Raw genomic sequence first — 22,064 nt, 5'->3', positions numbered from 1 at the left:
TGCCTAGTCCTTCATCGCAGCGGCGGCCCGGTTCAGGCGGTCCGCCACGGAAAACCGCAGCGCGCCGTGGGGCAGGTGCAATTCCACCCCGCCCAGGATCGCGGGATCCTCGATAAACTCCACGCGCAGATCGTCACCCAGCCGTTGGGACAGCGCCGCGCGCCAGGCCGTGCGAAGGTCTTCGGGCGGGGCCGCAGCGGTCGTGACCGTCACGGCGCCCCGGTCCGCCGAAAGGTCGCGGCGCAACTCCTCGCGCTCGGCCCCGGACAGGCCGTCCAGAAAGGCGGCGACCCGCTCGACCTCGGCCGTGGCAGAGGGCGCTTGGCCCTTCAGGGCGGTTTTCGCCAGGTCCGCGGCCAACCCGGCAATACGCGCCTGCAGGGCCTCCAGCGCCTCGCGGCGCTCGCGCGCGATCCTGTCGCGTGCCTCGGCGATCAGGGCATCCGCCTCGTTCTGCGCAGCCTCCAGCATGGCGTTGCGTTCCTTTGCGGCTGCGGCGTGCAGCTCTGCCTCGCGCTTGCGATAGGTTTCGTCCAGTTCGGCGCGCCTTGTCTCGTAGTCCGCGCGCGCCTCCTCGGCCTTGCGGGCCTTTTCCTCTGCCGCCTCGGCGGCCTTGCGGTCGGCCGCCTCGCGCTCTTCGATCATGCGCCGGACCGGGCGGTACAGGAAGCGGCTGAGCAGCCAGACGACGACCAGGAAATTGATCGTCTGCAGCGCAAGCGTCCACCAGTCGATCTGCATGGCCTAGCCGGTGAACGGGTTGGCGTAGAGCAGAAGCAGCGCGATCACCAGGCAGTAGATCGCCATGGTCTCGATCATCGCGAGCCCCACGAACAGCGTGCGCGACAGCGTCCCGGCGGCCTCGGGCTGGCGGGCGATGGCCTCCATCGCGGCGGCAACGGCGCGCCCTTCTCCCAGCGCCGGGCCGATGGCGCCCACGGAAACGGCGAGCGCCGCGCCCAGGACACTGATGATTTCGACGGCGTTTTCCATGTGGTCCTGTCCTTTCTCACGCCTCCACCGCGCCGACGGCGGCGGCGATATAGACGGTTGCAAGCACGGTGAAGATATAGGCCTGGATCAGCCCGATCAGGATACCAAGCAGCAGGAACGGCACCGGCACCAAGAGCCCGGCCAGAAGTGCGAGGATCGCGATGACGAATTCATGGCTCATCATGTTGCCGAACAGCCGGATCATCAGCGAGAAGATGCGCGTCAACTCGGACAGCAGGTTCAGTGGCAACAGGAACGGGGTGGGCTCAAGATAGTGATGCAGGTAGCGCCGCGTGCCCCGTGCCCGCAGCCCGTAGGCATGGACCGACAGGAACACGATCAACCCCAGCGCCATCGGCGTTTCGATATGGCCCGTGGGCGGTGTCACCCCGGGCACCACAGCCGCCAGATTGGCCAGCACGAGGAAGATGAAGAGCGAGCCCAGCAGAGGCAGGAACGGCCAGGGGTCGCGGTCGAAGATCTCGCGCAGTTGCGCGGCGATGGTCGTCACCACGATCTCCAGCGCCGATTGCAGCGCGCCGCCCCTGGGCGCGCCCGTGCGGAAGGCCAGGGCAAGCACACCCCAGAGCAGCACCATGATGGCCCAGGTGGTCGCCACCGCCCGGCTGATCGGCACCGGGCCGAGCATGAACAAAACGTCCGGGGCAAGCGGGCTGGCGTCCATGTCTCAGCCTTCCCTGACCCGGCGAAGGACCACGCCGCGCGCCAACAGGAATCCCGCCAGCATCGCGATCAGCGCCAGGCCGCTGGCCTGCGCCGTCAACCACAGCGCCCCCGCGGCCAGCGACAGGCGCAAACCGAAGAAGATCAGCGCCCGGCCGCGCGTGCCGGTGGGCGCGGCCAGCGCCACACTGCGCCCCAGCAGCGCGAAATAGACCGCGCCCAGGGCCAGGCCCCCGGCAAGCCCCGCGACGGCCTGAACAAGGAGGGCCATGCTCATTCCTGGTTCATCCTCTTCCATGCCAGGTAAAATCCCAGACCCGCGCCCACGAAGGTCAGCGCCCCGCTGAATGTGACGCCGGTTCCCAGCATTCCGTCAAGCCAGCGCCCAGCGAAGACGCCCAAGAGCGTCGGCATCACGATCAACCAGCCCAGCGCGCCGATCATCGACATGTTCTTCCAAAGGGGCCGCTCGCCCTCTTTCTCCCAGGTGGCGCGGCGTTCTGCGCGGCGGCGCACGGCCTCTTGCATATCGCGGCGTCCGTCGTGGTCGGGTTCAGCCATTGGCCGCGCTCCCGTCCGCGCGCCGCTGGTCCAGGCTCGGCGGGGCCGATTTGCCCTGCCGCCCGGACTGAAGCACCCGCTCGATCTGGCGCATCGTGGCCAGGTGCAGCCGGGTTTCGGAGGTGCGCGCCTCGTCCTCGGAGACATCCAGCCGTTCCAGTGCCGCGAGTGCGTCGTCGCCCAGATCGGCCAGATCGTCGGCGCGATAGGCCCCGCGCGCGGCGATTTCCACCAGATCTCCCCCTCGCACGGTCAGCACGCCGCCGCGCACCAGCACGAAACCCTCTCCCCCGTCTTCGCCCCGCCACGTCACCACCGAGACCGGCAGCACCGTGACGAAATCCGCATGTCCCGGCAGGATGCCGAAGGCGCCGGTCTCGTCCTCGGCGCGGATATGGCGTACGCCGGCCACCTCCTCGACCAGCGCGGTGGGTGTGGTGACGACCAGCCTCATGCCGCCCCCCGCGCGTTTTCCTTTTCCCGCGCGTCCTCCAGCGTGCCGACCATGTAAAGCGAGCCTTCCTCCCACCCGTCGGCCTCGCCCGCGATGATCGCCTCACAGCCTTTCAGCGTGTCCTCGATGCTGACCGAGACGCCCTTGCGCCCGGTGAATTGCGCGGTCACGGCGAAGGGCTGGGTCAGGAACCGGATCAGCCTGCGCGCCCGGCCCACGGCCTTGCGGTCGGCGGCGCACAATTCCTCGATTCCCAGCAGGGAAATGATCTCCTGCAACTCGCGATATTGCTCGATCAGCCGGCGCACCTCTTCGGCGATGTCGTAATGCCGCTGCCCGACGATGGCCGGATCCTGCAGGGTGGAACTTGAGGCCAGCGGATCGACCGCCGGGTACAGGCCCTCGGCGGCCATGTCGCGGCTGAGAACGATGGCGCTGTCGAGATGGGTAAAGGTCTCGGCCACGGCGGGGTCGGTGAAATCGTCCGCGGGCACATAGACCGCCTGGATAGAGGTCACCGCCGCCCCCTTCACGGATGCGATGCGTTCCTCGAATTCGGCAATCTCTGTCGCCAGTGTCGGCTGATATCCCACCCGCGACGGCAGACGGCCCAGCAGCCCCGAAACCTCGGACCCCGCCTGGATAAAGCGGAACACGTTGTCGATCAGAAGCAGTACGTCGCGCCCCATCTCGTCGCGGAAATGTTCGGCAATCGACAGCGCGCTCAGCGCCACGCGCCAGCGGGCGCCGGGCGGTTCGTTCATCTGGCCGAACACCAGGCAGGTCCGGTCGATCACGCCCGATTTCTTCAGGTCGAGCCACAACTCGTGTCCCTCGCGCGAGCGTTCGCCGACACCGCCAAAGACCGAAATCCCCTTGTAGCGGTCGGCGATGGAACGGATCAGTTCCATGATCAGAACGGTCTTGCCCACGCCCGCACCGCCGAACATCGCGGCCTTGCCGCCATGGGCCAGCGGCGCCAGCAGGTCGATCACCTTGATTCCGCTCAAGAACAACTCGTTGCCCGCAGCCTGCTCGGCCAGCGGCGGGGCGCGATAGTGGATCGGGCGGCGCGGTGTATCCGGCGGCAACGGGGCCCCCTTGTCGATCGGGCGGCCCTCCACGTCCAGAAGGCGCCCGAGAACCGCATCGCCCACGGGTACGGTGATCGGGGTTGCGCAATCCTCTACCCCCGTGCCGCAGGCCAGTCCGGCGGTTTCCTGGATCGCCACGCAGCGGGCGGTTTGCGGGTCAAGGTGGTGCTGGACTTCGAGGGTCAGGTCATGTGGACCATCCCAGAGCACCGTGAGGGCCGTATTGATGGCCGGCAGGTTCCCGTTTGGAAAGCGCACATCGACGACGGAGCCGGAAATTGCGCAGATCTCTCCGGTCGACTTGGTTGGCGTGCTTTTGCCTCGGCGCGTACACTGTTCCCGGTCGGATCGTATTCCCATGCTACGCCCTTATTCCGCATCGTACAGGGTGTTGCACTTTGGGGCCTCGGGCATTGACTGACGTCAATTTTTCTGGCTTTCCCTCAAGAAATCGAGGCCTACGCCCTTTCTCCGCGCTCAACGCAATGGCGCGCGGTTCCGGCCTGGGGTGAGTGCCAGAGCAACGACCGCCGTCAGTCCCGCGAATGCGGTACAGAGCGCCGGTGCGGTCGCCGAACCCGTTGCGGCGATCAGGCTGGTCGCGATCATTGGCGAAAGGCCGCCGAAAACCCCGACACCGATATTGAAGGCCACGGAATACCCCGAGAGACGGTCGCGTTCTGGAAACATCTCGACGAACAGCGCCGGCCCCGAAGCCCCTGCGCCATAACGGCGTGGCCTATGGCGGGATTAATGTCCTGATGCTTTGGGCGGCTTCGATGGAGCAGGGCTATAACTCCCCGTTCTGGATGACCTACCGCCAAGCCAAGGAGCTATCCGAAGCGCAGCGCGACAAGGATGAAGTCGTGCGGCAGCTTCGTGATGTCGAGAAGCAGATCGAGTTGCTCTTGGAGCGCATCATCGATGCTGAGCACGCAAGTGTCATCAAGGCCTATGAGAGCAAGATCGCGAAGCTGGAGCGCGAGAAGCTGCTTTTGGCCGAAAAAGTTGACAGAATCGTGCCGCCAAAAGGCAGGCTAGAGGAGTTTTTCTAACCGGCGCTCGATTTTTTGGCAAGCCCTTGGAATCTTTACGAAAATGGCACCTTGGCCTTCAAGAGGACAGTGCTCAGACTGGCCTTTGCAGAGCCTCTGCGGTACTTACGAGATTCGGGTTATCGAACCGCTGAAATTGCGTTACCTTTCAAGGCGTTAGCGGAAATTTCAACGTCTAAAGGTAAGATGGTGGAGCCAAGGGGAGTCGAACCCCTGACCTCTTGCATGCCATGCAAGCGCTCTCCCAACTGAGCTATGGCCCCGACCGGGTGCGATCCGTTCGGATCGCTCGGTGTATCTATGAAAGCGGCGGGGCGAGATCAAGCGAAAAAAACGCCCCGCGGCAGGTCAGGATTCCTCGTCGTCGTCGGACGACATGTCGGCGATGTCGTCCAGCGAGACGCTGTCGTCATCGTCGTCGTCCAGCACGTCATCGCCGAGGTCGACATCGGTCGCGTCGTCCTCGTCGTCGATCACGTCGTCATCGGTTTCCAGGTCATCATCGGTCGCGGCCTTGACCGGCGTCGCCTTTTCGGAGATCAGCGTCCGGCTTTTGCCCGCGGTCAGGCTTTCCAGCGTGAAGCCGTGGCCGCAGGACGGGCAGGTCATCGGGTTGCGCTGAAGGTCGTAGAAGCGTGTCGTGCAGTTCGGGCAAACGCGCTTTACGCCCCATTCTTCCTTGGGCATGGATGTCCTCTCACGGGTGTCGTCTTTGCGGTTGCAGCCACCTGCCACAAGTCCCCCGACGTGTCAAAGCCCTTTTGGGCTGCTAGAACAGAGCGAAAACCACGAGGCAGACATGGGCACCACCCACCTTCCCGGAGACCCCCCGCTCGAGATCAGCCTGCGCCGCTCGGCGCGGGCGCGGCGTTATTCGCTGCGGATTTCCCAGCTGGACGGGCGGGTGACGCTGACATTGCCAAAACGCGCGCCGCTGGCCGAGGGGCTGGCCTTCCTGCGTGACAAGGAGGGCTGGATCCGCGGCCACCTGGCCGCGCGCCCCGATACGCACACGGTGGCGTTGGGCGGCACCGTGCCGTTCCGCGGCCGCGCGCTGGCCATCGTGGCGGGTAGCGGGCGCGCGCCGAGACTGGCCGAGCAGGCCCTTGCGGTACCGGGGCCCGCGACCGGCGTTGCCGCCCGTGTCCAGGGGTTCCTGCGGACCGAGGCGCGCGCCGCCCTGGCCGAGGCCGCCGACCGCCACGCCGCCGCGCTGGGTCGGGGCTATGGCCGGCTGACCTTGCGCGATACGCGGTCGCGCTGGGGGTCGTGCTCGTCGCGCGGCGACCTGATGTTTTCCTGGCGGCTGATCATGGCGCCGCCGCAGGTGCTGGATTACGTGGCCGCCCACGAGGTCGCGCACCTGGCCGAGATGAACCACTCGCCCGCCTTCTGGGCGGTGGTCGAGCGGCTGATGCCCGACTACGCCGCGCCGCGGTCCTGGCTGCGCGCGAATGGGGCGGCGCTGCACCGGGTGCGCTTCGGCGATTGACGGCGGGGCGCTTGGTGATCACAGTTCGTCCATGCTGATCCAGACCCGGCCGGGCGAAACGGGCACCGCGGCCCATGACCGGCTGTACCGCACGCTTCGAACCCAGATCATGCACGGCGAGTTGACGCCGGGTGCCGCGCTGACCTTGCGCGGAATCGGCCGCCAGTTCGGCGTGTCGATGACGCCCGCACGCGAGGCGGTGCGGCGGCTGGTGGCCGAGGGGGCGCTGACGCTGTCCTCGTCGGGGCGGGTTTCGACGCCCGAGTTGACGAACGAGCGGATCGAGGAACTGGCCGCACTCCGCGCGCTGCTGGAACCCGAACTGGCCAGCCGCGCGTTGCCGCGCGCGCATATGGCGTTGATCGAGCGGATGCAGAAGATCAATTCCGACATCGGCGAGACCGTGGCGCGGGGCGACGCGGTGGGGTTCATCCGCACGAACCTGGAATTCCATCGCGCGCTGTACCTGCGCGCCCAGGCCCCCGCGATGCTGGCGATGGCGGAAACCGTCTGGCTGCAACTGGGGCCAACGATGCGCGCGCTTTACGGTCGGCTTGGCCGGACCGAGCCGCCCCAGCATCACCGCATGATCCTTGCCGCGCTGAGGGCGGGTGACGAACCGGCGCTGCGGCTGGCGGTACGGACCGACGTGACCCAGGGGTTGCGGATGCTGGCCACCTGAGGCGGCCCGTTGACGTCAATTGCCGGCCGAGATCGCGAAATGTGCGCCGGATGACGGACCGGCCAGAGCGGTTGTTCTATGGTCGACCGACGCGGGCGCCTTTTCCCCCGGGCGCCGGTGCGAACGTCCGGCCTTTCGGCATGGGCAGGGGCGGCGTCAATTTCGGCGGCCGCCCCGACCATTCCCGCGGGTTCGGGCATCTCAGCTGTGGATTGGCCCGTCGCCGCAAGCCAGCGCCGCCTCGCGCACCGCCTCGGAATAGGTGGGGTGGGCGTGGCAGGTGCGGGCCAGGTCCTCGGCGGCCGCGCCGAATTCCATCGCGACGCAGATCTCGTGGATCAGGTCGCCCGCCGCCGGGCCGATGATATGGGCGCCCAGGATGCGGTCGGTTTCGGCATCGGCCAGGATCTTGACGAAGCCGTCGGCGGCGAAATTCGCCTTGGCGCGGCCGTTGCCCATGAACGAGAACTTGCCGACCTTGTAGGCGCGGCCGGCCTCTTTCAACTGGTCTTCGGTCTGGCCGACGGCGGCGACCTCGGGGTGGGTGTAGATCACCCCGGGGATCACGTCATAGTTCACGTGGCCTGCCTGGCCGGCCAGGATCTCGGCCACGGCCATGCCCTCGTCCTCGGCCTTGTGGGCCAGCATCGGCCCCTCGATGGCGTCGCCGATGGCGTAGAGGCCGGCGATATTGGTCTTGTAATGGGCGTCGGTGGCGATCTGGCCGCGCTTGGTCATCTCGACGCCCAGCGCATCGAGGCCGAGGCCCTGGGTGTAGGGTTTGCGGCCGGTGGCGACCAGCACCACGTCGGCGTCGACCTGGTGTTCGCTGTCATCCTTGCGCAGTTTGTAGGTCACCTTGGCCTTGGTCTTGAGCGCCTCGGCGGATTGCACGGCGGCGCCGGTGATGATCTCAAGCCCCTGTTTTTTCAGCAAGGATCGGAAGCTGCGGGCAATTTCCGTGTCGATGCCGGGGGTGACCTGGTCGAGATATTCCAGCACCGTCACCTCGGCGCCGAGGCGGGCATAGACGGAGCCCAGTTCCAGGCCGATGACACCCGCACCGATGACGACCAGCTTTTTCGGCATCTTCGGCAGCGACAGGGCGCCGGTGGAGGAGACGATCACCTTTTCGTCGATCTCGACGCCGGGCAGGGTGGAGGGTTCGGAACCCGTTGCGATGATTATGTTTTTCGCCTTGTGGGTGTCTTCGCCGACCTTGACCAGACCGGGTTCGGGGATCGAGGCCCAGCCCTTGATCCAGTCGATCTTGTTCTTCTTGAACAGGAATTCGATGCCCTTGGTGTTCTGGCCGATCACGTCGTCCTTGTAGGCCTGCATCTGTTTCCAGTCGACCTTGGGGGGCGCGCCCTTGAGGCCCATCTTTTCGAAATTGTGTTGCGATTCATGGAGTTGGTGGGAGGCGTGCAGGAGCGCCTTGGAGGGGATGCAGCCGACGTTGAGGCAGGTGCCGCCCAGTGTCTCGCGGCCCTCGACGCAGGCGGTTTTCAGGCCCAGCTGGGCGCAGCGGATGGCGCAGACATAGCCGCCGGGGCCGGAGCCGATCACGATCACATCATAGCTTGTCATGGGGTCTCCTTTGCCGGATTGGGCGATATGAATTCCATATGAATCGCATATGAATTCCATATGAGTTTTCGTCGGACCGGGGAGGGGGGCTGTCCGCCCCCCGCCGCGCCTTCGGCGCGACTCCCCCCGAGGATATTTCGGGCCAGAAGAAGGTCATACCAGCGCCGCGAGGGTCATCAGGATCGTGGCGAGGAAGCCCACGGCCCAGACGAGGGAGCGGCCCGGCGTCCAGCCCAGCACGTAGGCGGGGATGTAGAGGACGCGGGCGGCGAGGTAGGTGAAGGCGCAGGTTATGGTGACCCAGGTGGACTGGTTCGAGACGGTGACGAGGACCACGGCGGCGGTGAAGAGGATCAGCGCCTCGAAATGGTTCTGGAAGGCGCGCTGCATCCGGGCGGTGGGGGTGGAGAGCGCGTTTTCGGGCGGCTCGTCACGGGGGGAGGTGGTGTAGCGGCTGCCCAGTTCGAAATTCGCGGGGATGGCGAAGATCGCGAGTTGCGCGGCCTGGAGCAGGATGGCGAGGGCGAGGGCATAGAGTTCGGGGGTCATCTTTTCGATGTACCTGGTATTACATTATGAGGATCGTGAAGGCGGTTCTGTTCGAAACCGCATTCGGGATTGTCACACCCATAATGCCATTCTTCGACGCCATAGATGTGGAGACCTTGGTATGGGTATTCTTCAGTTGAGATAAGCTGCAGTCTTCCACTATGACACCTTGGGCAAAAATCCCCCTTCTTGAGCCGCTCGATCTCAGCGCTTAAATTGGCAATTTCGGCAGCCTTTGCGTTTAAATCCGTTTTCGCGTCTGCGAGTGCGACCTTAGTGTCAGCAAGCAATGAAGTTAGATCGGCTAGCTTTAGTTTGAACTCCGCTTGACCGATCGACTCGTCGAGTTCGCGGATGCCCTTTAAGACTTCTAAAGCCTTTGTGGCGGCGGTGAGACCCGAAAGTATGTCCATTGGCTGAACCTGCGATCTTTTTCGCTATCTGATTGCACGCATCCAAAGTCTGGAAAACGACTACAAATCCATCAACAGCCGCCGCGGGTCCTCGAGCGCCTCTTTCACGCGGACGAGGAAGGTCACCGCGCCCTTGCCGTCGACGATGCGGTGGTCGTAGCTGAGGGCGAGGTACATCATCGGGCGGATGACGATCTGGCCGCCGACGACGACGGGGCGGTCCTGGATCTTGTGCATGCCCAGGATGCCCGATTGCGGCGGGTTGAGGATCGGCGAGGACATGAGCGAGCCGTAGACGCCGCCGTTCGAGATGGTGAAGGTGCCGCCCTGCATCTCGGCCATCGACAGTTTGCCGTCGCGGGCGCGGATGCCGAGTTCGGCGATGCGCTTCTCGATCTCGGCGAAGCCCATGGAATCGGCGTTGCGCAGCACCGGCACGACGAGGCCCGTGGGGGTGCCGACCGCGATGCCCATGTGGACGAATTTCTTGTAGACGATGTCGGTGCCGTCGATCTCGGCGTTGACCTCGGGCACCTCGGTCAGGGCGTGGCAGCAGGCCTTGGTGAAGAAGGACATGAAGCCCAGTTTCACGCCGTGCTTCTTTTCGAAGAGGTCCTTGTATTCCTTGCGCAGTGCCATGACGCCGGACATGTCGACCTCGTTATAGGTGGTCAGCATGGCGGCGGTGTTCTGCGCGTCCTTGAGGCGGCGGGCGATGGTCTGGCGCAGGCGGGTCATGCGCACGCGTTCCTCGCGCGCGGCATCCTCGGCGGGAATGGGGGCGCGGGCGGCGTCGGGGGCGGGCGCGGGTTTCGCCGCCTCGGCCGGTTTGGGGGCCGGTTTCGGGGCCTCGGCGGCCTTTTGCACGTCTTCCTTCATGATGCGGCCGTCGCGGCCGGTGCCCTTGACGTCATCCGGGGACAGGCCCTTTTCGGCCATCAGTTTCTTGGCCGAGGGGGCGTGTTCGACATCCTTGCCGGATTTGGCGGGGGCGGGTTGGGCGGCGGGTTTTTCCGCGGCGGGGGCGCCTTCGCCGGCGGTCATCAGGGCCAGCTTGCCGCCGGCCTCGACCGTGGCGCCCTCGGGGGCGAGGATTTCGGACAGGGTGCCGGAGGCCGGCGCCGGGACCTCGACCGAGACCTTGTCGGTTTCCAGTTCGCACAGCATCTCGTCGCGGGTGACGGTATCGCCGGGCTGCTTGAACCAGGCGGAGACGGTGGCCTCGGTCACGCTTTCGCCCAAGGTCGGCACCATGATGTCGACGGTTTCGCCCGACCCCTGGGCGGCGGCCTCTTCGGGGACGGACCTGGCGGTGTCGGGCTGGACCTCGGCGTGTTTGGCGGCGCCTTCGGAAATGGTGGCGAGCAGGGCGTCGACCGAGACGGTTTCGCCCTCGCCCGCGACGATTTCCGCAAGCGTGCCGGCGGCCGGGGCGGGGACCTCGACGGTGACCTTGTCGGTTTCCAGCTCGCACAGCATCTCGTCGGCGGCGACGGCATCGCCGGGTTTCTTGAACCAGGTGGCGACGGTGGCCTCGGTGACGCTTTCGCCCAGGGTGGGGACTCGGACTTCGGTGGACATTTACGGTTACCCTTCGATTGTCAGCGCGTCGTTGACGAGCGCGGTCTGCTGGGCCTTGTGCTGGCTGGCAAGCCCGGTGGCGGGCGAGGCGGCGGCGGGGCGGCCGGCGTAATGCGGGCGGCGGTGGCGGGCGTTGATGCGGGTCAGCACCCATTCGAGGTTCGGCTCGATGAAGGTCCAGGCGCCCTGGTTCTTGGGCTCTTCCTGGCACCAGACGATGTCGGCCTCGCGGAAGCGTTCCAGTTCCTTGACCAGGCTGAGCGCCGGGAAGGGGTAGAACTGTTCGATGCGCAGGATGTAGACGTCATCCAGCCCGCGGGCGTCGCGTTCTTCCAGCAGGTCGTAATAGACCTTGCCGGAGCAGAGGACGACGCGGCGGATCTGGTCGTCGGGTTTCAGCTTGGTCTCGGACTGGCCGGATTCGGCGTCGTCCCAGAGGACGCGGTGGAAGGATGATCCGGTGACGAATTCACGCGCCTCGGACACGGCGAGCCGGTGACGCAGAAGCGATTTCGGCGTCATCAGGATCAGCGGCTTGCGGAAGCTGCGGTGCAACTGGCGGCGCAGGATGTGGAAGTAGTTCGCCGGCGTCGAGCAGTTGGCGACGATCCAGTTGTCCTCGGCCGAAAGCTGCAGGAAGCGTTCCAGCCGGGCGGAGGAGTGTTCCGGGCCCTGGCCCTCGTAGCCGTGGGGCAGCAGCACGACGAGGCCCGACATGCGCAGCCATTTGCGTTCGCCTGAGGAAATGAACTGGTCGAACATGATCTGGGCGCCGTTGGCGAAATCGCCGAACTGGGCCTCCCACATCACCAGGGCGTTGGGTTCGGCGAGGCTGTAGCCGTATTCGAAGCCCAGCACCGCGTATTCCGAGAGCATCGAGTCGATGACCTCGTAGCGGGCCTGGCCCTTGCGGATGTGGTTCAGGGGATAATAGCGTTCCTCGCTGTCCTGGTTGACCAGCGCCGAGTGGCGTTGGCTGAACGTGCCGCGGGTGGAATCCTGGCCCGCCAGCCGCACCGGGTAGCCTTCGGTCAGCAGGCTGCCGAAGGCCAGCGCCTCGGCGGTGGCCCAGTCAAAGCCCTTGCCCGAGCTGAACATTTCCTTCTTGGCGTCCAGCAGGCGGCCCACCGTGCGGTGGAGCGCAAAGCCCTCGGGCGGGGTGGTCAGGGCGGCGCCGATTTCCTGCATCGTCTCTTCGGAAATGGCGGTGTCGCCGCGCTGATACTCGTCGCCGCCGCCGCGCTGGATATGCGACCAGCGGCCGTCCAGCCAGTCGGCCTTGTTCGGCTTGTATTCCTTGCCCGCCTCGAACTCCTCGTTCAGGTGCGACTGGAACGCGGCCTTCATGTCCTCGATCTCGCCCTCGGGGATCAAGCCATCCTGGACCAGCCGTTCGGTATAGAGTTGCAGCGTGGTCTTATGCTTCTTGATCTTCTGGTACATCAGGGGGTTGGTGAACATCGGTTCGTCCCCCTCGTTATGGCCGAAGCGGCGATAGCAGAAGATGTCGATGACCACGTCCTTGCCGAATTTCTGGCGGAACTCGGTGGCGACCTTGGCGGCATGCACCACCGCCTCGGGGTCGTCGCCGTTGACGTGGAAGATCGGCGCCTCGACCATCAGGGCGATGTCGGTGGGATAGGGCGAGCTGCGCGAGAAATGCGGCGCAGTGGTAAACCCGATCTGGTTGTTCACCACGATATGCATGGTGCCGCCGGTGCGGTGGCCCACCAGCCCCGACATGCCGAAACATTCGGCCACCACGCCCTGGCCCGCGAAGGCCGCGTCGCCATGCAGCAGCACCGGCAGGACGGTGCGCCGGTCGCGGTCGCCCGCCTGTTCCTGCTTGGCCCGCGTCTTGCCCAGCACCACGGGGTTCACCGCCTCGAGGTGGGAGGGGTTGGCGGTCAGCGACAGGTGGACGGTGTTGCCGTCGAATTCGCGGTCGCTTGATGCGCCCAGGTGGTATTTCACGTCGCCCGAGCCGTCGACATCCTCGGGCTTGAAGCTGCCGCCCTGGAATTCGTGGAAGATCGCGCGGTAGGGTTTGCCCATCACGTTGGCCAGCACCGACAGGCGGCCCCGGTGCGGCATGCCGATGGCGATTTCCCTGACCCCCAGCGCGCCGCCGCGCTTGATGATCTGTTCCATCGCGGGGATCAGCGCCTCGCCGCCGTCAAGGCCGAACCGCTTGGTGCCCATGTATTTCACATGCAGGAACTTTTCGAAGCCCTCGGCCTCGACCAGCTTGTTCAGGATGGCGCGCCGGCCTTCGCGGGTGAACTTGATCTCCTTGCCGAAGCCTTCGATCCGTTCCTTGAGCCAGGCGGATTGTTCCGGGTCGGAAATGTGCATGTATTGCAGCGCGAAGGTGCCGCAATAGGTGCGCTGGACGATGGCCAGGATCTCGCGCATCGAGGCGATCTGAAGGCCCAGCACGTTGTCGATGAAGATGGGCCGTTCCATGTCGGCCTCGGTGAAGCCGTAGGAGGCCGGGTCGAGCTCGGGGTGCGGCGTGGGGTTCCTGAGGCCCAGCGGGTCGAGATCGGCGACCAGGTGGCCGCGGATGCGATATGCGCGGATCAGCATCAGCGCGCGGATGGAATCCAGCACCGCGCGCTTGACGTCGTCATCGGTCAGCGCGACGCCCGACGCTTCGGCCTTGTCGCGGATTTTCTCCTCGGTGGCCTTGGCCTCTTCGGCCACGGGCAGGCCAGGCCATTGCCCGTCAAGCGCGGCGGTCAGGTCGTCATTGGGGGCGGGCGGCCAGTCGCGGCGCGCCCAGCTGGGCCCGGCGGCCTCGCGTTTGACGGAAACCTCGTCATCGCCCATCTCGGCGAAGAAGCGTTGCCAGGCCTCGTCGACGGCGTTGGGGTCGTTGGCGTAGCGGGCGTAAAGCTGTTCCACGTATTCCGCGTTGTGCCCTTGCAGGAAGGACGAGTTGCGGAAGATGTCGTTCGCGCTTTGGTCGGTCATGGGTGTCCTCCCTCGGGTGTCGGGGGCGCGGCCGTGTCCCGGCGGCCGCGCCTGCCCGTGCGTTATGCCTCGATGGCTTTCAGAACCGCCTCGCCCAGCTTGGCGGGGCTGTCGGCGACCACGACACCGGCGGATTTCATCGCCTCGATCTTGTCCTCGGCGCCGCCCTTGCCGCCGGCGACGATGGCGCCCGCGTGGCCCATGCGGCGGCCCGGGGGCGCGGTGCGCCCCGCGATGAAGCCCGCGACGGGTTTCTTGCGGCCGCGCTTGGCCTCGTCCTTGAGGAACTGGGCGGCTTCCTCCTCGGCCGATCCGCCGATCTCGCCGATCATGATGATGGATTCGGTTTCATCGTCGGCGAGGAACCATTCCAGCACGTCGATATGTTCGGTGCCCTTGATCGGGTCGCCGCCGATGCCGACGCAGGTGGACTGGCCAAGGCCCACGTCGGTCGTCTGTTTCACCGCCTCGTAGGTGAGCGTGCCGGACCGCGAGACCACGCCGACGGACCCGCGCTTGTGGATGTGGCCGGGCATGATGCCGATCTTGCAGGCGTCGGGGGTGATGACGCCGGGGCAGTTGGGGCCGATCAGGACGGAGGCGGAATCGCTGAGCGCGCGTTTCACGGTCATCATGTCGAGCACCGGGATGCCCTCGGTGATGCAGACGATCAGCGGGATTTCCGCGTCGATCGCCTCGAGGATCGAGTCGGCGGCGAAGGGCGGGGGCACGTAGATCACGGAGGCGTTCGCGCCGGTCGCGGCAACCGCCTCGTGGCAGGAGTTGAACACCGGCAGGTCCAGGTGGGTCTGCCCGCCCTTGCCCGGCGTCACGCCGCCGACCATTTTCGTGCCATAGGCGATGGCCTGTTCGGAGTGGAAGGTGCCCTGAGAGCCGGTGAAGCCCTGGCAGATGACCTTGGTGTTTTCGTCGACGAGGACTGCCATTCTTGGTCCTATTCCTTCAAACGCGATATGATTGATAGAGGATGCTGGTGCCGTTCTCGACGCAGGCGTCGGCCTCGTTGCCGGGCCAGGCGCCAATCACCAGTCCTATCGGGTTGGCGGGGTCTTCGTAGCGCACGCAGAGCGCAGGGCGGCCGGTGGCCGGATCGACGGCCCCCTGTTCGATGACCCGCACGAAGGTGGGAAACACCTGCGGGACGACCTCGTCCAGCACCTGCGCCGCACGGGTCACGCCCATATGGGCGGTCGTGACGGTGCATTCCTCGGGCATCTGGCCGTAATAGAGTTCGACCGTGGCCGTGTCGGCGGGCGCCGTGAAGTGATGCGTGGTGTCGCCGTTGCCCTGCCACTCGACCCGCTCGGCAAAGCCCGCCGCGCGGAAGCTTGCGACCCAGGCCGCCATGTCGCCCCCGCCCGCAAGGCACAGCCGCAGGCCGAGCCCCATATTCGCGCGCACCGCCTCCTCGAAGGTCTGGGCCTTCGCGGGGGCGGCAAGCGCAAGCGCCGCGCAGGCAAGGGCGACGGCGAAGCGCATCAGCCCTTCACCGCCTTCACGATCTTTTCGGCGGCATCCGAAAGATCGTCCGCCGCGATCACGTCGAGGCCGGAGCCGTTGATGATCTCCTTGCCCTTCTCGACATTGGTGCCTTCGAGCCGGACCACCAGCGGCACCTTTAGGCCCACCTCTTTCACGGCGGCCACCACGCCCTCGGCGATCACGTCGCAGCGCATGATGCCGCCGAAGATGTTGACCAGGATGCCTTTGACGTTCTCGTCCGAGGTGATGATCTTGAACGCCTCGGTCACCTTTTCCTTGGTCGCGCCGCCGCCCACGTCGAGGAAGTTGGCCGGTTCCGCGCCGTACAGCTTGATGATGTCCATCGTGGCCATCGCCAGGCCCGCGCCGTTGACCATGCAGCCGATCTCGCCGTCGAGGGCGATGTAGTTCAGGTCATACTTGGAGGCGGCCAGTTCCTTGGGGTCTTCCTCGGTTTCGTCGCGCAGCGCCAGGATGTCGTCATGGCGATACAGCGCGTTGGAATCGAAGCCCATCTTGGCATCCAGGCATTTCAGATCGCCCGCGTCGGTCACGATCAGCGGGTTGATCTCCAGCATCTCGCAATCCTTCTCGGTGAAGCATTTGTAGAGCTGGCCCATCAGGGTGACGCATTGCTTGATCTGCTTGCCTTCCAGACCCAGCGCAAAGGCGATGCGGCGGCCGTGATAGCCCTGGTAGCCGGTCACCGGGTCGATGGAGAAGGACAGGATCTTGTCGGGGGTGGAGGCGGCGACCTCTTCGATGTCCATGCCGCCCTCGGTCGAGCAGACGAAGGCGATGCGGGACGTCTGACGGTCCACCAGAAGGGCGAGGTAAAGCTCGCGCGAGATGCCCGAGCCGTCCTCGATATAGACGCGGCCGACCTGTTTGCCCGCGGGGCCGGTCTGGTGCGTGACCAGCGTGCGGCCCAGCATCTTCTTGGTTTCCTCGGCGGCCTCGCCCACGGATTTGGCCAGCCGGACGCCGCCCTTTTCGCCGGCCTCGGGTTCCATGAAATGGCCCTTGCCGCGCCCGCCCGCATGGATCTGCGCCTTGACCACCCAAAGCGGGCCGTCAAGTTCGCCGGCGATGGTCTTGGCCTCTTCGGCGCGGGTGACGACATGGCCGTCGGACACCGGCGCGCCGTAGCTGCGCAACAGCGCCTTGGCCTGGTATTCGTGGATGTTCATCAAGCTGTCCCATGCTGGTGCGGTTTTCGCGTCTAAGCATGGAACAGGCAATCGCGAAACGGTTTTCGCCCGGACTTCACGCGATTATGCGATGTTTTTGGTGTTTGTGATCACACCTTTCACGGGTGTGATCACAAACCCGTTTTCGTCCGGCCTCAGGCCAGAGTCTCGTCGATTCCCTTGCAGGCCTCGACCAGGCCGCGCACCGCCTCGACGGATTTGTCGAACATTTCCTGTTCGGCACGGTCCAGCTTGATGTCGACGACCCGCTCGATGCCGCCGGCGCCGATGATCGTCGGCACGCCGACATACATGCCCTTGAGCCCCAGCGCCCCGTCGACCCAGGCCGCGCAGGGCAGAAGCCGCTTCTGGTCCTTCAGGTAGGCTTCGGCCATCTCGATGGCGCTGGTCGCGGGGGCGTAATAGGCCGACCCGGTTTTCAAGAGGCCCACGATCTCGGCGCCGCCGTCACGGGTGCGCTGGACGATGGCGTCCAGCTTGTCCTGGGTGGTCCAGCCCATGTCGACGAGGTCGGGCAGGGGGATGCCGCCGACGGTGGAATAGCGGGTCAGCGGCACCATCGTGTCGCCATGCCCGCCCAGCACGAAGGCGGTGACGTCCTTCATGCTGACGTCGAATTCCAGGCTGAGGAAGTGGCGGAAGCGAGCCGAATCCAGCACGCCGGCCATGCCGACCACCTTTTCGGCGGGCAGGCCGGAATATTGCTGCAGCGCCCAGACCATCGCGTCCAGCGGGTTGGTGATGCAGATCACGAAGGCGTCGGGGGCGTTGTCGCGGATGCCTTCGCCCACGGATTTCATGACCTTGAGGTTGATGCCCAGAAGGTCGTCGCGGCTCATCCCCGGCTTGCGCGGGACGCCGGCGGTGACGATGCAGACATCGGCCCCGGCGATATCGGCATAATCGGTCGTGCCCTTCAGGGCCGCGTCGAAGCCTTCGGAGGGGCCGGATTCGGCGATGTCGAGCGCCTTGCCCTGCGGCACCCCATCGGCGATGTCGAAAAGCACGACATCGCCCAGTTCCTTGATCGCGGCGAGATGGGCGAGCGTGCCACCGATCTGCCCCGCGCCGATAAGAGCGATCTTGGGTCTGGCCATGGTGTTCATTCCCTGACTTGTTCGTTTCGGCGCGATGGGTAAGGCTTTGCCGCCCCTCGCGCAAGGCCGCCGCGTCGCAGCGAAAGCCGGGCCAGAGGCGGCGCGGCGCGGCGCGATCGGCCAAAGTGCCTGTGCAGCAAGGCGTTCGGTGGGGGGTGAGCGACGGTTTTCCCTGGCCAGGGGGGCTTTGCCGTGACGGTGCCCGCGGGGCTGGTCGCGGGGATTTCCACCGGCGGGTTCAGGTCGGACGGGGCCGTTGCGTCGCCGGTGGGGCGGGCGCTGATTCTGGGTGTGGCGGTGGCGGCGGGGCCACCGGTTTCGCCGATGCGGGCGGATCACGCGGGCCTGGAACGGCTGTGCGAGGGGATCGGCCGCGCGGCGCAGGTGCCGGTCGGGGCGGTCCGGGCTGCGCCGTGGTCAGGTGCCCTGGCCGGGCAACAGTTTTTCGGCCAGCGCCTGGTAGGCCTCGCCGCTGGCGATCAGGCAGGTCAGCCCCGTGGCGGTGGTGCCGGTGATCGTCCAGCTGCCCGAGTCGGCATTGGCGAAAAGTTCGACCACCACGTTGTTCGCAGCCAGCCCCATCGCCTGGCGCGCCTCGCCGTACTGGTCGGCCAGAAGTGCCACGACATCGTCGCGCGGGGCGCATTGCCGGGCGGTCTGGGCCTGGGCGAGGGCGGGCAGGGCAAGGCAAAGGGCGGCAAGCGCGAGGGGGCGGGTCATCCTGGGGCTCCGTGCGGGGCAGGGGGGATCGGCGGCTGTCGCGATCAACCCTGCGCGAGAGGTGCCAACAAAAGCCTACCCCTGCGCACGCTGTTTTTCTGCGATGCGGCATAAAAGGGGTTGCGCAATATGTCCCTGCTGTGGTGTTTGGCGCAACAAAATGACCCGAAGGGAGAATCAATGAGCACGCGCGCCCGCCCGTTCCGTTCCGTTCTCTACATCCCGGCCTCGAAGGCCCGTGCGCTGGAGAAGGCCAAGACGCTGCCCGTCGATGCGATCATCTTCGACCTGGAAGATGCCGTCGCCGCCGAGGAAAAGCGCGCCGCGCGCAGCACGCTGGCCGAAGCGCTGGCCGAGGGCGGCTATGGCGCGCGCTACAGGATCGTGCGCATCAACGGGCTGGATACCGAATGGGGCGCCGATGACCTGAACGCGATTCGCGGGGCCGCGATGGATGCGGTGCTGCTGCCCAAGGTCGAGACCACGGCGCAGCTGGACGCGCTGGCCGAGGCGCTGCCGGGGGTGCCGCTTTGGGCGATGATCGAGACGCCGCGGGGTGTGCTGAATGCGGATACGCTGGCCGCGCATCCCCGCCTGGAAGGCTTCGTGATGGGCACCAATGACTTGGCGATGGAACTGGGCTGCCGGGTGCGGGCCGACCGGATGGCGCTGATGTCCAGCCTGAGCCACGCCCTGCTGGCCGCGCGCGCCCATGGCATCGTGGCGGTCGACGGGGTCTATAACGCGTTCAAGGACGAGGCCGGCCTGGCCGCCGAATGCGAACAGGGCCGCGACCTGGGCTTTGACGGCAAGTCGCTGATCCATCCCGCGCAGGTCGCGCCGGCCAATGCCGCCTTTGCGCCGTCCGACGACGAGATCGACCTGTCGCGCCGCCAGATCGACGCGTTCGAGCAGGCGACGAAATCGGGCCTCGGCATCGCCGTGGTGGATGGCCGCATTGTCGAGAATCTGCATATCGTTACGGCTCGGGAAACGCTCGCCAAGGCGGCGGCGATCGCGCAACTGGAGGCTGTGACATGACCCTGATTATTCTTGGCGTTCTGCTGTGGAGTTTCGCCCACCTGTTCAAGCGGCTGTTCCCGGGGCCGCGCGCGGCGCTGGAAGGCGCGCTGGGCGTGGCCGGGTCCAAGATCCTGTTCGCGGTGGTCCTGGTCGCGTCGGTCGTGTTGATGGTGATGGGCTATCGCGGCAACACCGCGCCGATCATCTATGGAACGCCGGCCTGGACGGTGCATCTGAACAACACGCTGATGCTGCTGGCGGTGGCGTTCTATGGCGTGGGCAATTCGAAAAGCCGGGCGCGGCAGCTGTTCCGCCACCCGCAGCTTTACGGGTTCTCGACCTGGGCTGTGGCGCATTTGCTGGTGAACGGGGATCTCGCGTCGATCGTGCTGTTCGGCGGGCTGCTGATCTGGGCGCTGGCCGAAATCGTGATCATCAATTCGCAGGACGCGGTCACGCGCTGGCGCGGCGGCAGCCTGGCCGGGGATATCCGCCTGGCGGTGATCGCCATCGTGATCTACCTGGTGATCATCTATGTCCATAACTGGCTGGGTGTCTGGCCGCTTCCGGTGCCGGGGGCCGCGTGATGCGTGCCTATCGGCTGTTGACCGAAGAGGATACCTCGGCCTTTTGCCACAAGGTGAGTGCCGCCCTTGACGGGGGGTGGGAGTTGTTCGGCAACCCCGCCTATGCCTACGACCCCAAGACCGGCAAGATGCGCTGTGCGCAGGCGGTCATCAAGGACGTGCCCGGGGATTATGCGCCCCATCTGAATCTGGGAGAGTTGTGAGTTCATGGTAAAGACCAACCCGGGCCGTTTCTTCGAGGATTACCGTGTCGGCCAGGTGATCGCACATGCCGTGCCGCGCACCGTTTCTGGCGGCGAACGGGCGCTGTATCACGCGCTGTATCCGGCGCGGCACGCGCTGTATTCCTCGGATGCGTTCGCGCAATCCTGCGGACTGCCGAACGCGCCGCTGGATGACCTGATCGCGTTCCACACGGTGTTCGGCAAGACGGTGCCCGACATCTCGCTGAACGCGGTGGCGAACCTGGGCTATGCCGAGGGGCGCTGGCACCGGCCGGTCTGGGCGGGCGATACGCTGCGGTCCGAATCCGAGGTGATCGGGCTGAAACAGAACTCGAACGGCAAGTCGGGCGTGGTGTGGGTGCGCACGCGCGGGCTGAACCAGAAGGACGAGGTCGTTCTGGATTATGTCCGCTGGGTGATGGTGCGCAAACGCGACCCGCAGGCGCCCGCACCCGAGACGGTGATCCCGGAGCTGGCCGCGTCGGTTCCGGCGGATCGGCTGGTGGTGCCCTCGGTGCTGAATTTCACCGGCTACGATTTCACCCTGGCGGGCGAACCGCATCGCTGGGGCGATTACGCGGTGGGCGAGGTGATCGACCATGTCGACCGGGTGACCGTCGAAGAGGCCGAGCACATGATGGCCACCCGGCTGTGGCAGAACACGTCCAAGGTGCATTTCGATGCCACCCTGCGCGAGGACGGGCGGCGGCTGATCTATGGCGGCCATGTCATCAGCCTGGCGCGCGCGCTGTCCTTCAACGGGCTGGCCAATGCGCAGATGATCGTCGGGCTGAACGGCGGCGCGCATGCGAACCCGTGCTTTGCCGGCGACACGGTCGCGGCCTGGTCCGAGGTGCTGGACAAGGCCGAGACGGACGCGCCGGGCGTGGGCGCGCTGCGGCTGCGACTGGTGGCGGTCAAGCCGGGCGGCGTGCCGGGCCAGTTGAAGGGCGAGGACGGCAAGTACCTGCCGCATGTCCTGCTGGACCTAGATTACTGGGCGCTGATCCCGGTCTGACGGGCGGGCGACGATTTTGTGATCACGTGCGGGCCGGGCGTGATCACATAGCTGCGAAATTTCGCGTCTGCGGCATAAAATTCGGCCCGAAACCCGGTGCAAGCCGTGACACCGGCGTGAAAACCGTTATCACATCGGTCAAAGCTGCGCCCCAGGACGAGAGGGATCCCATGGCTGACTTCAACCGCGGAAACCGGCCGCTTTCCCCGCATCTTCAGGTCTATCGCCCGCAGATCACCTCGGTCAGTTCGATCCTGACCCGGGTCACCGGCAACGCGCTGATCGTGGCGGCGGTGCTGATCGTGTGGTGGTTCCTGGCCGCGGCCACCGGCCCCGAGGCGTTCGACCGGGCGAACTGGGTGCTGACCTCGTGGGTCGGCGACATCGTGATGACGCTGTCGGTCTGGGGGCTGTGGTATCACACGTTGGCCGGTATCCGGCACGTGATCTGGGATGCGGGCCGCGGGCTGGAACTGGGCATCGCCCAGGCGATGGGCTGGGGCATCATCGGCGGGTCGGCCGTTCTGACCCTGCTGACCGTGATCGTTGTCTGAGGA

General features: G+C 66.0%; 26 protein-coding genes and 1 tRNA gene. 8 read left to right on the top strand and 19 right to left on the bottom strand.

Annotation, left to right across the window (positions count from 1 at the left end):
- Window positions 1–3 precede the first annotated feature (3 nt).
- The 7 genes from EV662_RS14055 to atpD are packed head-to-tail and all read right to left on the bottom strand — an operon-like array spanning window position 4 to window position 4,146.
- Window positions 4–741, bottom strand: coding sequence for a F0F1 ATP synthase subunit delta (locus tag EV662_RS14055; protein ID WP_132463765.1), 738 nt, complete (start codon window positions 739–741; stop codon window positions 4–6).
- 3 nt (window positions 742–744) lie between these two features.
- On the bottom strand, window positions 745–993 hold the full coding sequence (locus EV662_RS14050) for a F0F1 ATP synthase subunit C (protein WP_132463762.1): 249 nt from the start codon (window positions 991–993) through the stop codon (window positions 745–747).
- Between the two features lie 16 nt (window positions 994–1,009).
- The gene (gene atpB / locus EV662_RS14045) at window positions 1,010–1,678 is read right to left on the bottom strand and encodes a F0F1 ATP synthase subunit A (RefSeq protein ID WP_132463759.1); all 669 of its coding nucleotides are present in this window, start codon (window positions 1,676–1,678) and stop codon (window positions 1,010–1,012) included.
- A 3-nt stretch (window positions 1,679–1,681) separates the two neighbouring features.
- Entirely contained in the window at window positions 1,682–1,954 is a 273-nt protein-coding gene (locus tag EV662_RS14040) for an N-ATPase subunit AtpR (RefSeq protein ID WP_165915599.1), read from the bottom strand.
- The gene (locus EV662_RS14035) at window positions 1,951–2,238 is read right to left on the bottom strand and encodes an AtpZ/AtpI family protein (RefSeq protein WP_132463753.1); all 288 of its coding nucleotides are present in this window, start codon (window positions 2,236–2,238) and stop codon (window positions 1,951–1,953) included. The genes EV662_RS14040 and EV662_RS14035 overlap by 4 nt, the downstream gene beginning before the upstream one ends.
- Window positions 2,231–2,692, bottom strand: a complete 462-nt coding sequence (locus tag EV662_RS14030) for a F0F1 ATP synthase subunit epsilon (RefSeq protein ID WP_132463750.1) — start codon at window positions 2,690–2,692, stop codon at window positions 2,231–2,233. The genes EV662_RS14035 and EV662_RS14030 overlap by 8 nt, the downstream gene beginning before the upstream one ends.
- A complete protein-coding gene (gene atpD / locus EV662_RS14025) occupies window positions 2,689–4,146 on the bottom strand; it encodes a F0F1 ATP synthase subunit beta (RefSeq protein WP_132463747.1) in 1,458 nt (485 codons plus the stop codon). Before atpD ends, EV662_RS14030 begins: the two co-directional genes overlap by 4 nt.
- Window positions 4,147–4,466: 320 nt before the next feature.
- Here atpD and EV662_RS20075 point away from each other — a divergent pair, with 320 nt between their 5' ends.
- Window positions 4,467–4,841: an ArdC-like ssDNA-binding domain-containing protein gene (locus EV662_RS20075; protein WP_132463744.1), complete on the top strand. Its 375-nt coding sequence runs from the start codon at window positions 4,467–4,469 to the stop codon at window positions 4,839–4,841.
- A gap of 187 nt (window positions 4,842–5,028) precedes the next feature.
- Here the strand turns inward: EV662_RS20075 and EV662_RS14010 are convergent.
- Together EV662_RS14010 and EV662_RS14005 are read right to left on the bottom strand one after the other, a co-directional pair.
- A tRNA-Ala gene (locus EV662_RS14010) sits at window positions 5,029–5,104 on the bottom strand.
- 85 nt (window positions 5,105–5,189) lie between these two features.
- The gene (locus EV662_RS14005; protein ID WP_132463741.1) at window positions 5,190–5,528 is read right to left on the bottom strand and encodes a TIGR02300 family protein; all 339 of its coding nucleotides are present in this window, start codon (window positions 5,526–5,528) and stop codon (window positions 5,190–5,192) included.
- Window positions 5,529–5,640: 112 nt separating this feature from the next.
- Here EV662_RS14005 and EV662_RS14000 point away from each other — a divergent pair, with 112 nt between their 5' ends.
- Both EV662_RS14000 and EV662_RS13995 read left to right on the top strand, forming a co-directional pair.
- Window positions 5,641–6,333: a M48 family metallopeptidase gene (locus tag EV662_RS14000; RefSeq protein WP_132463738.1), complete on the top strand. Its 693-nt coding sequence runs from the start codon at window positions 5,641–5,643 to the stop codon at window positions 6,331–6,333.
- Window positions 6,334–6,364: 31 nt separating this feature from the next.
- Window positions 6,365–7,015, top strand: a complete 651-nt coding sequence (locus EV662_RS13995) for a GntR family transcriptional regulator (protein WP_132463736.1) — start codon at window positions 6,365–6,367, stop codon at window positions 7,013–7,015.
- 201 nt (window positions 7,016–7,216) lie between these two features.
- Here EV662_RS13995 and lpdA read toward each other — a convergent pair whose 3' ends face one another.
- From lpdA to EV662_RS13945, 10 genes are all read right to left on the bottom strand, one after another.
- Window positions 7,217–8,605 (bottom strand): dihydrolipoyl dehydrogenase, encoded by a 1,389-nt coding sequence (gene lpdA / locus EV662_RS13990; protein WP_132463733.1) that lies wholly within the window; start codon window positions 8,603–8,605, stop codon window positions 7,217–7,219.
- A gap of 153 nt (window positions 8,606–8,758) precedes the next feature.
- Window positions 8,759–9,154, bottom strand: coding sequence for an MAPEG family protein (locus EV662_RS13985; RefSeq protein ID WP_132463730.1), 396 nt, complete (start codon window positions 9,152–9,154; stop codon window positions 8,759–8,761).
- Complete coding sequence (locus EV662_RS13980; protein ID WP_132463727.1) at window positions 9,151–9,567, bottom strand: hypothetical protein; 417 nt, start codon at window positions 9,565–9,567, stop codon at window positions 9,151–9,153. Before EV662_RS13980 ends, EV662_RS13985 begins: the two co-directional genes overlap by 4 nt.
- Window positions 9,568–9,627: 60 nt before the next feature.
- The gene (gene odhB / locus EV662_RS13975) at window positions 9,628–11,148 is read right to left on the bottom strand and encodes a 2-oxoglutarate dehydrogenase complex dihydrolipoyllysine-residue succinyltransferase (protein ID WP_132463724.1); all 1,521 of its coding nucleotides are present in this window, start codon (window positions 11,146–11,148) and stop codon (window positions 9,628–9,630) included.
- 6 nt (window positions 11,149–11,154) lie between these two features.
- A complete protein-coding gene (locus EV662_RS13970; RefSeq protein ID WP_132463721.1) occupies window positions 11,155–14,124 on the bottom strand; it encodes a 2-oxoglutarate dehydrogenase E1 component in 2,970 nt (989 codons plus the stop codon).
- Window positions 14,125–14,186: 62 nt separating this feature from the next.
- Complete coding sequence (gene sucD / locus EV662_RS13965; RefSeq protein WP_132463718.1) at window positions 14,187–15,071, bottom strand: succinate--CoA ligase subunit alpha; 885 nt, start codon at window positions 15,069–15,071, stop codon at window positions 14,187–14,189.
- 16 nt (window positions 15,072–15,087) lie between these two features.
- On the bottom strand, window positions 15,088–15,624 hold the full coding sequence (locus EV662_RS13960) for a hypothetical protein (RefSeq protein WP_132463715.1): 537 nt from the start codon (window positions 15,622–15,624) through the stop codon (window positions 15,088–15,090).
- Window positions 15,624–16,817 carry an ADP-forming succinate--CoA ligase subunit beta gene (gene sucC, locus EV662_RS13955; protein WP_132463712.1) on the bottom strand — a complete coding sequence of 398 codons (1,194 nt, stop codon included), beginning with the start codon at window positions 16,815–16,817 and terminating at the stop codon, window positions 15,624–15,626. The genes EV662_RS13960 and sucC overlap by 1 nt, the downstream gene beginning before the upstream one ends.
- 155 nt (window positions 16,818–16,972) lie before the next feature.
- Entirely contained in the window at window positions 16,973–17,935 is a 963-nt protein-coding gene (gene mdh, locus EV662_RS13950) for a malate dehydrogenase (RefSeq protein WP_132463709.1), read from the bottom strand.
- Between the two features lie 417 nt (window positions 17,936–18,352).
- A complete protein-coding gene (locus EV662_RS13945) occupies window positions 18,353–18,655 on the bottom strand; it encodes a hypothetical protein (protein ID WP_132463706.1) in 303 nt (100 codons plus the stop codon).
- A gap of 180 nt (window positions 18,656–18,835) precedes the next feature.
- Between EV662_RS13945 and EV662_RS13940 the strand changes: the two genes are divergently transcribed.
- From EV662_RS13940 to sdhC, 5 genes are all read left to right on the top strand, one after another.
- Complete coding sequence (locus tag EV662_RS13940; protein ID WP_132463703.1) at window positions 18,836–19,696, top strand: HpcH/HpaI aldolase/citrate lyase family protein; 861 nt, start codon at window positions 18,836–18,838, stop codon at window positions 19,694–19,696.
- Window positions 19,693–20,265: an NnrU family protein gene (locus EV662_RS13935; protein ID WP_132463700.1), complete on the top strand. Its 573-nt coding sequence runs from the start codon at window positions 19,693–19,695 to the stop codon at window positions 20,263–20,265. The genes EV662_RS13940 and EV662_RS13935 overlap by 4 nt, the downstream gene beginning before the upstream one ends.
- Complete coding sequence (locus EV662_RS13930; RefSeq protein ID WP_132463697.1) at window positions 20,265–20,468, top strand: DUF1737 domain-containing protein; 204 nt, start codon at window positions 20,265–20,267, stop codon at window positions 20,466–20,468. Before EV662_RS13935 ends, EV662_RS13930 begins: the two co-directional genes overlap by 1 nt.
- 4 nt (window positions 20,469–20,472) lie before the next feature.
- Complete coding sequence (locus tag EV662_RS13925; protein WP_132463694.1) at window positions 20,473–21,507, top strand: MaoC family dehydratase; 1,035 nt, start codon at window positions 20,473–20,475, stop codon at window positions 21,505–21,507.
- Window positions 21,508–21,677: 170 nt separating this feature from the next.
- Window positions 21,678–22,061, top strand: a complete 384-nt coding sequence (gene sdhC / locus EV662_RS13920) for a succinate dehydrogenase, cytochrome b556 subunit (protein ID WP_132463691.1) — start codon at window positions 21,678–21,680, stop codon at window positions 22,059–22,061.
- The last annotated feature ends 3 nt before the right edge of the window (window positions 22,062–22,064 follow it).

This window comes from Rhodovulum marinum (assembly GCF_004343075.1).
GTDB lineage: Bacteria > Pseudomonadota > Alphaproteobacteria > Rhodobacterales > Rhodobacteraceae > Rhodovulum > Rhodovulum marinum.
Note: the sequence above shows the minus strand (reverse complement) of the source record. Positions and strands in the feature narration are given on the sequence as shown.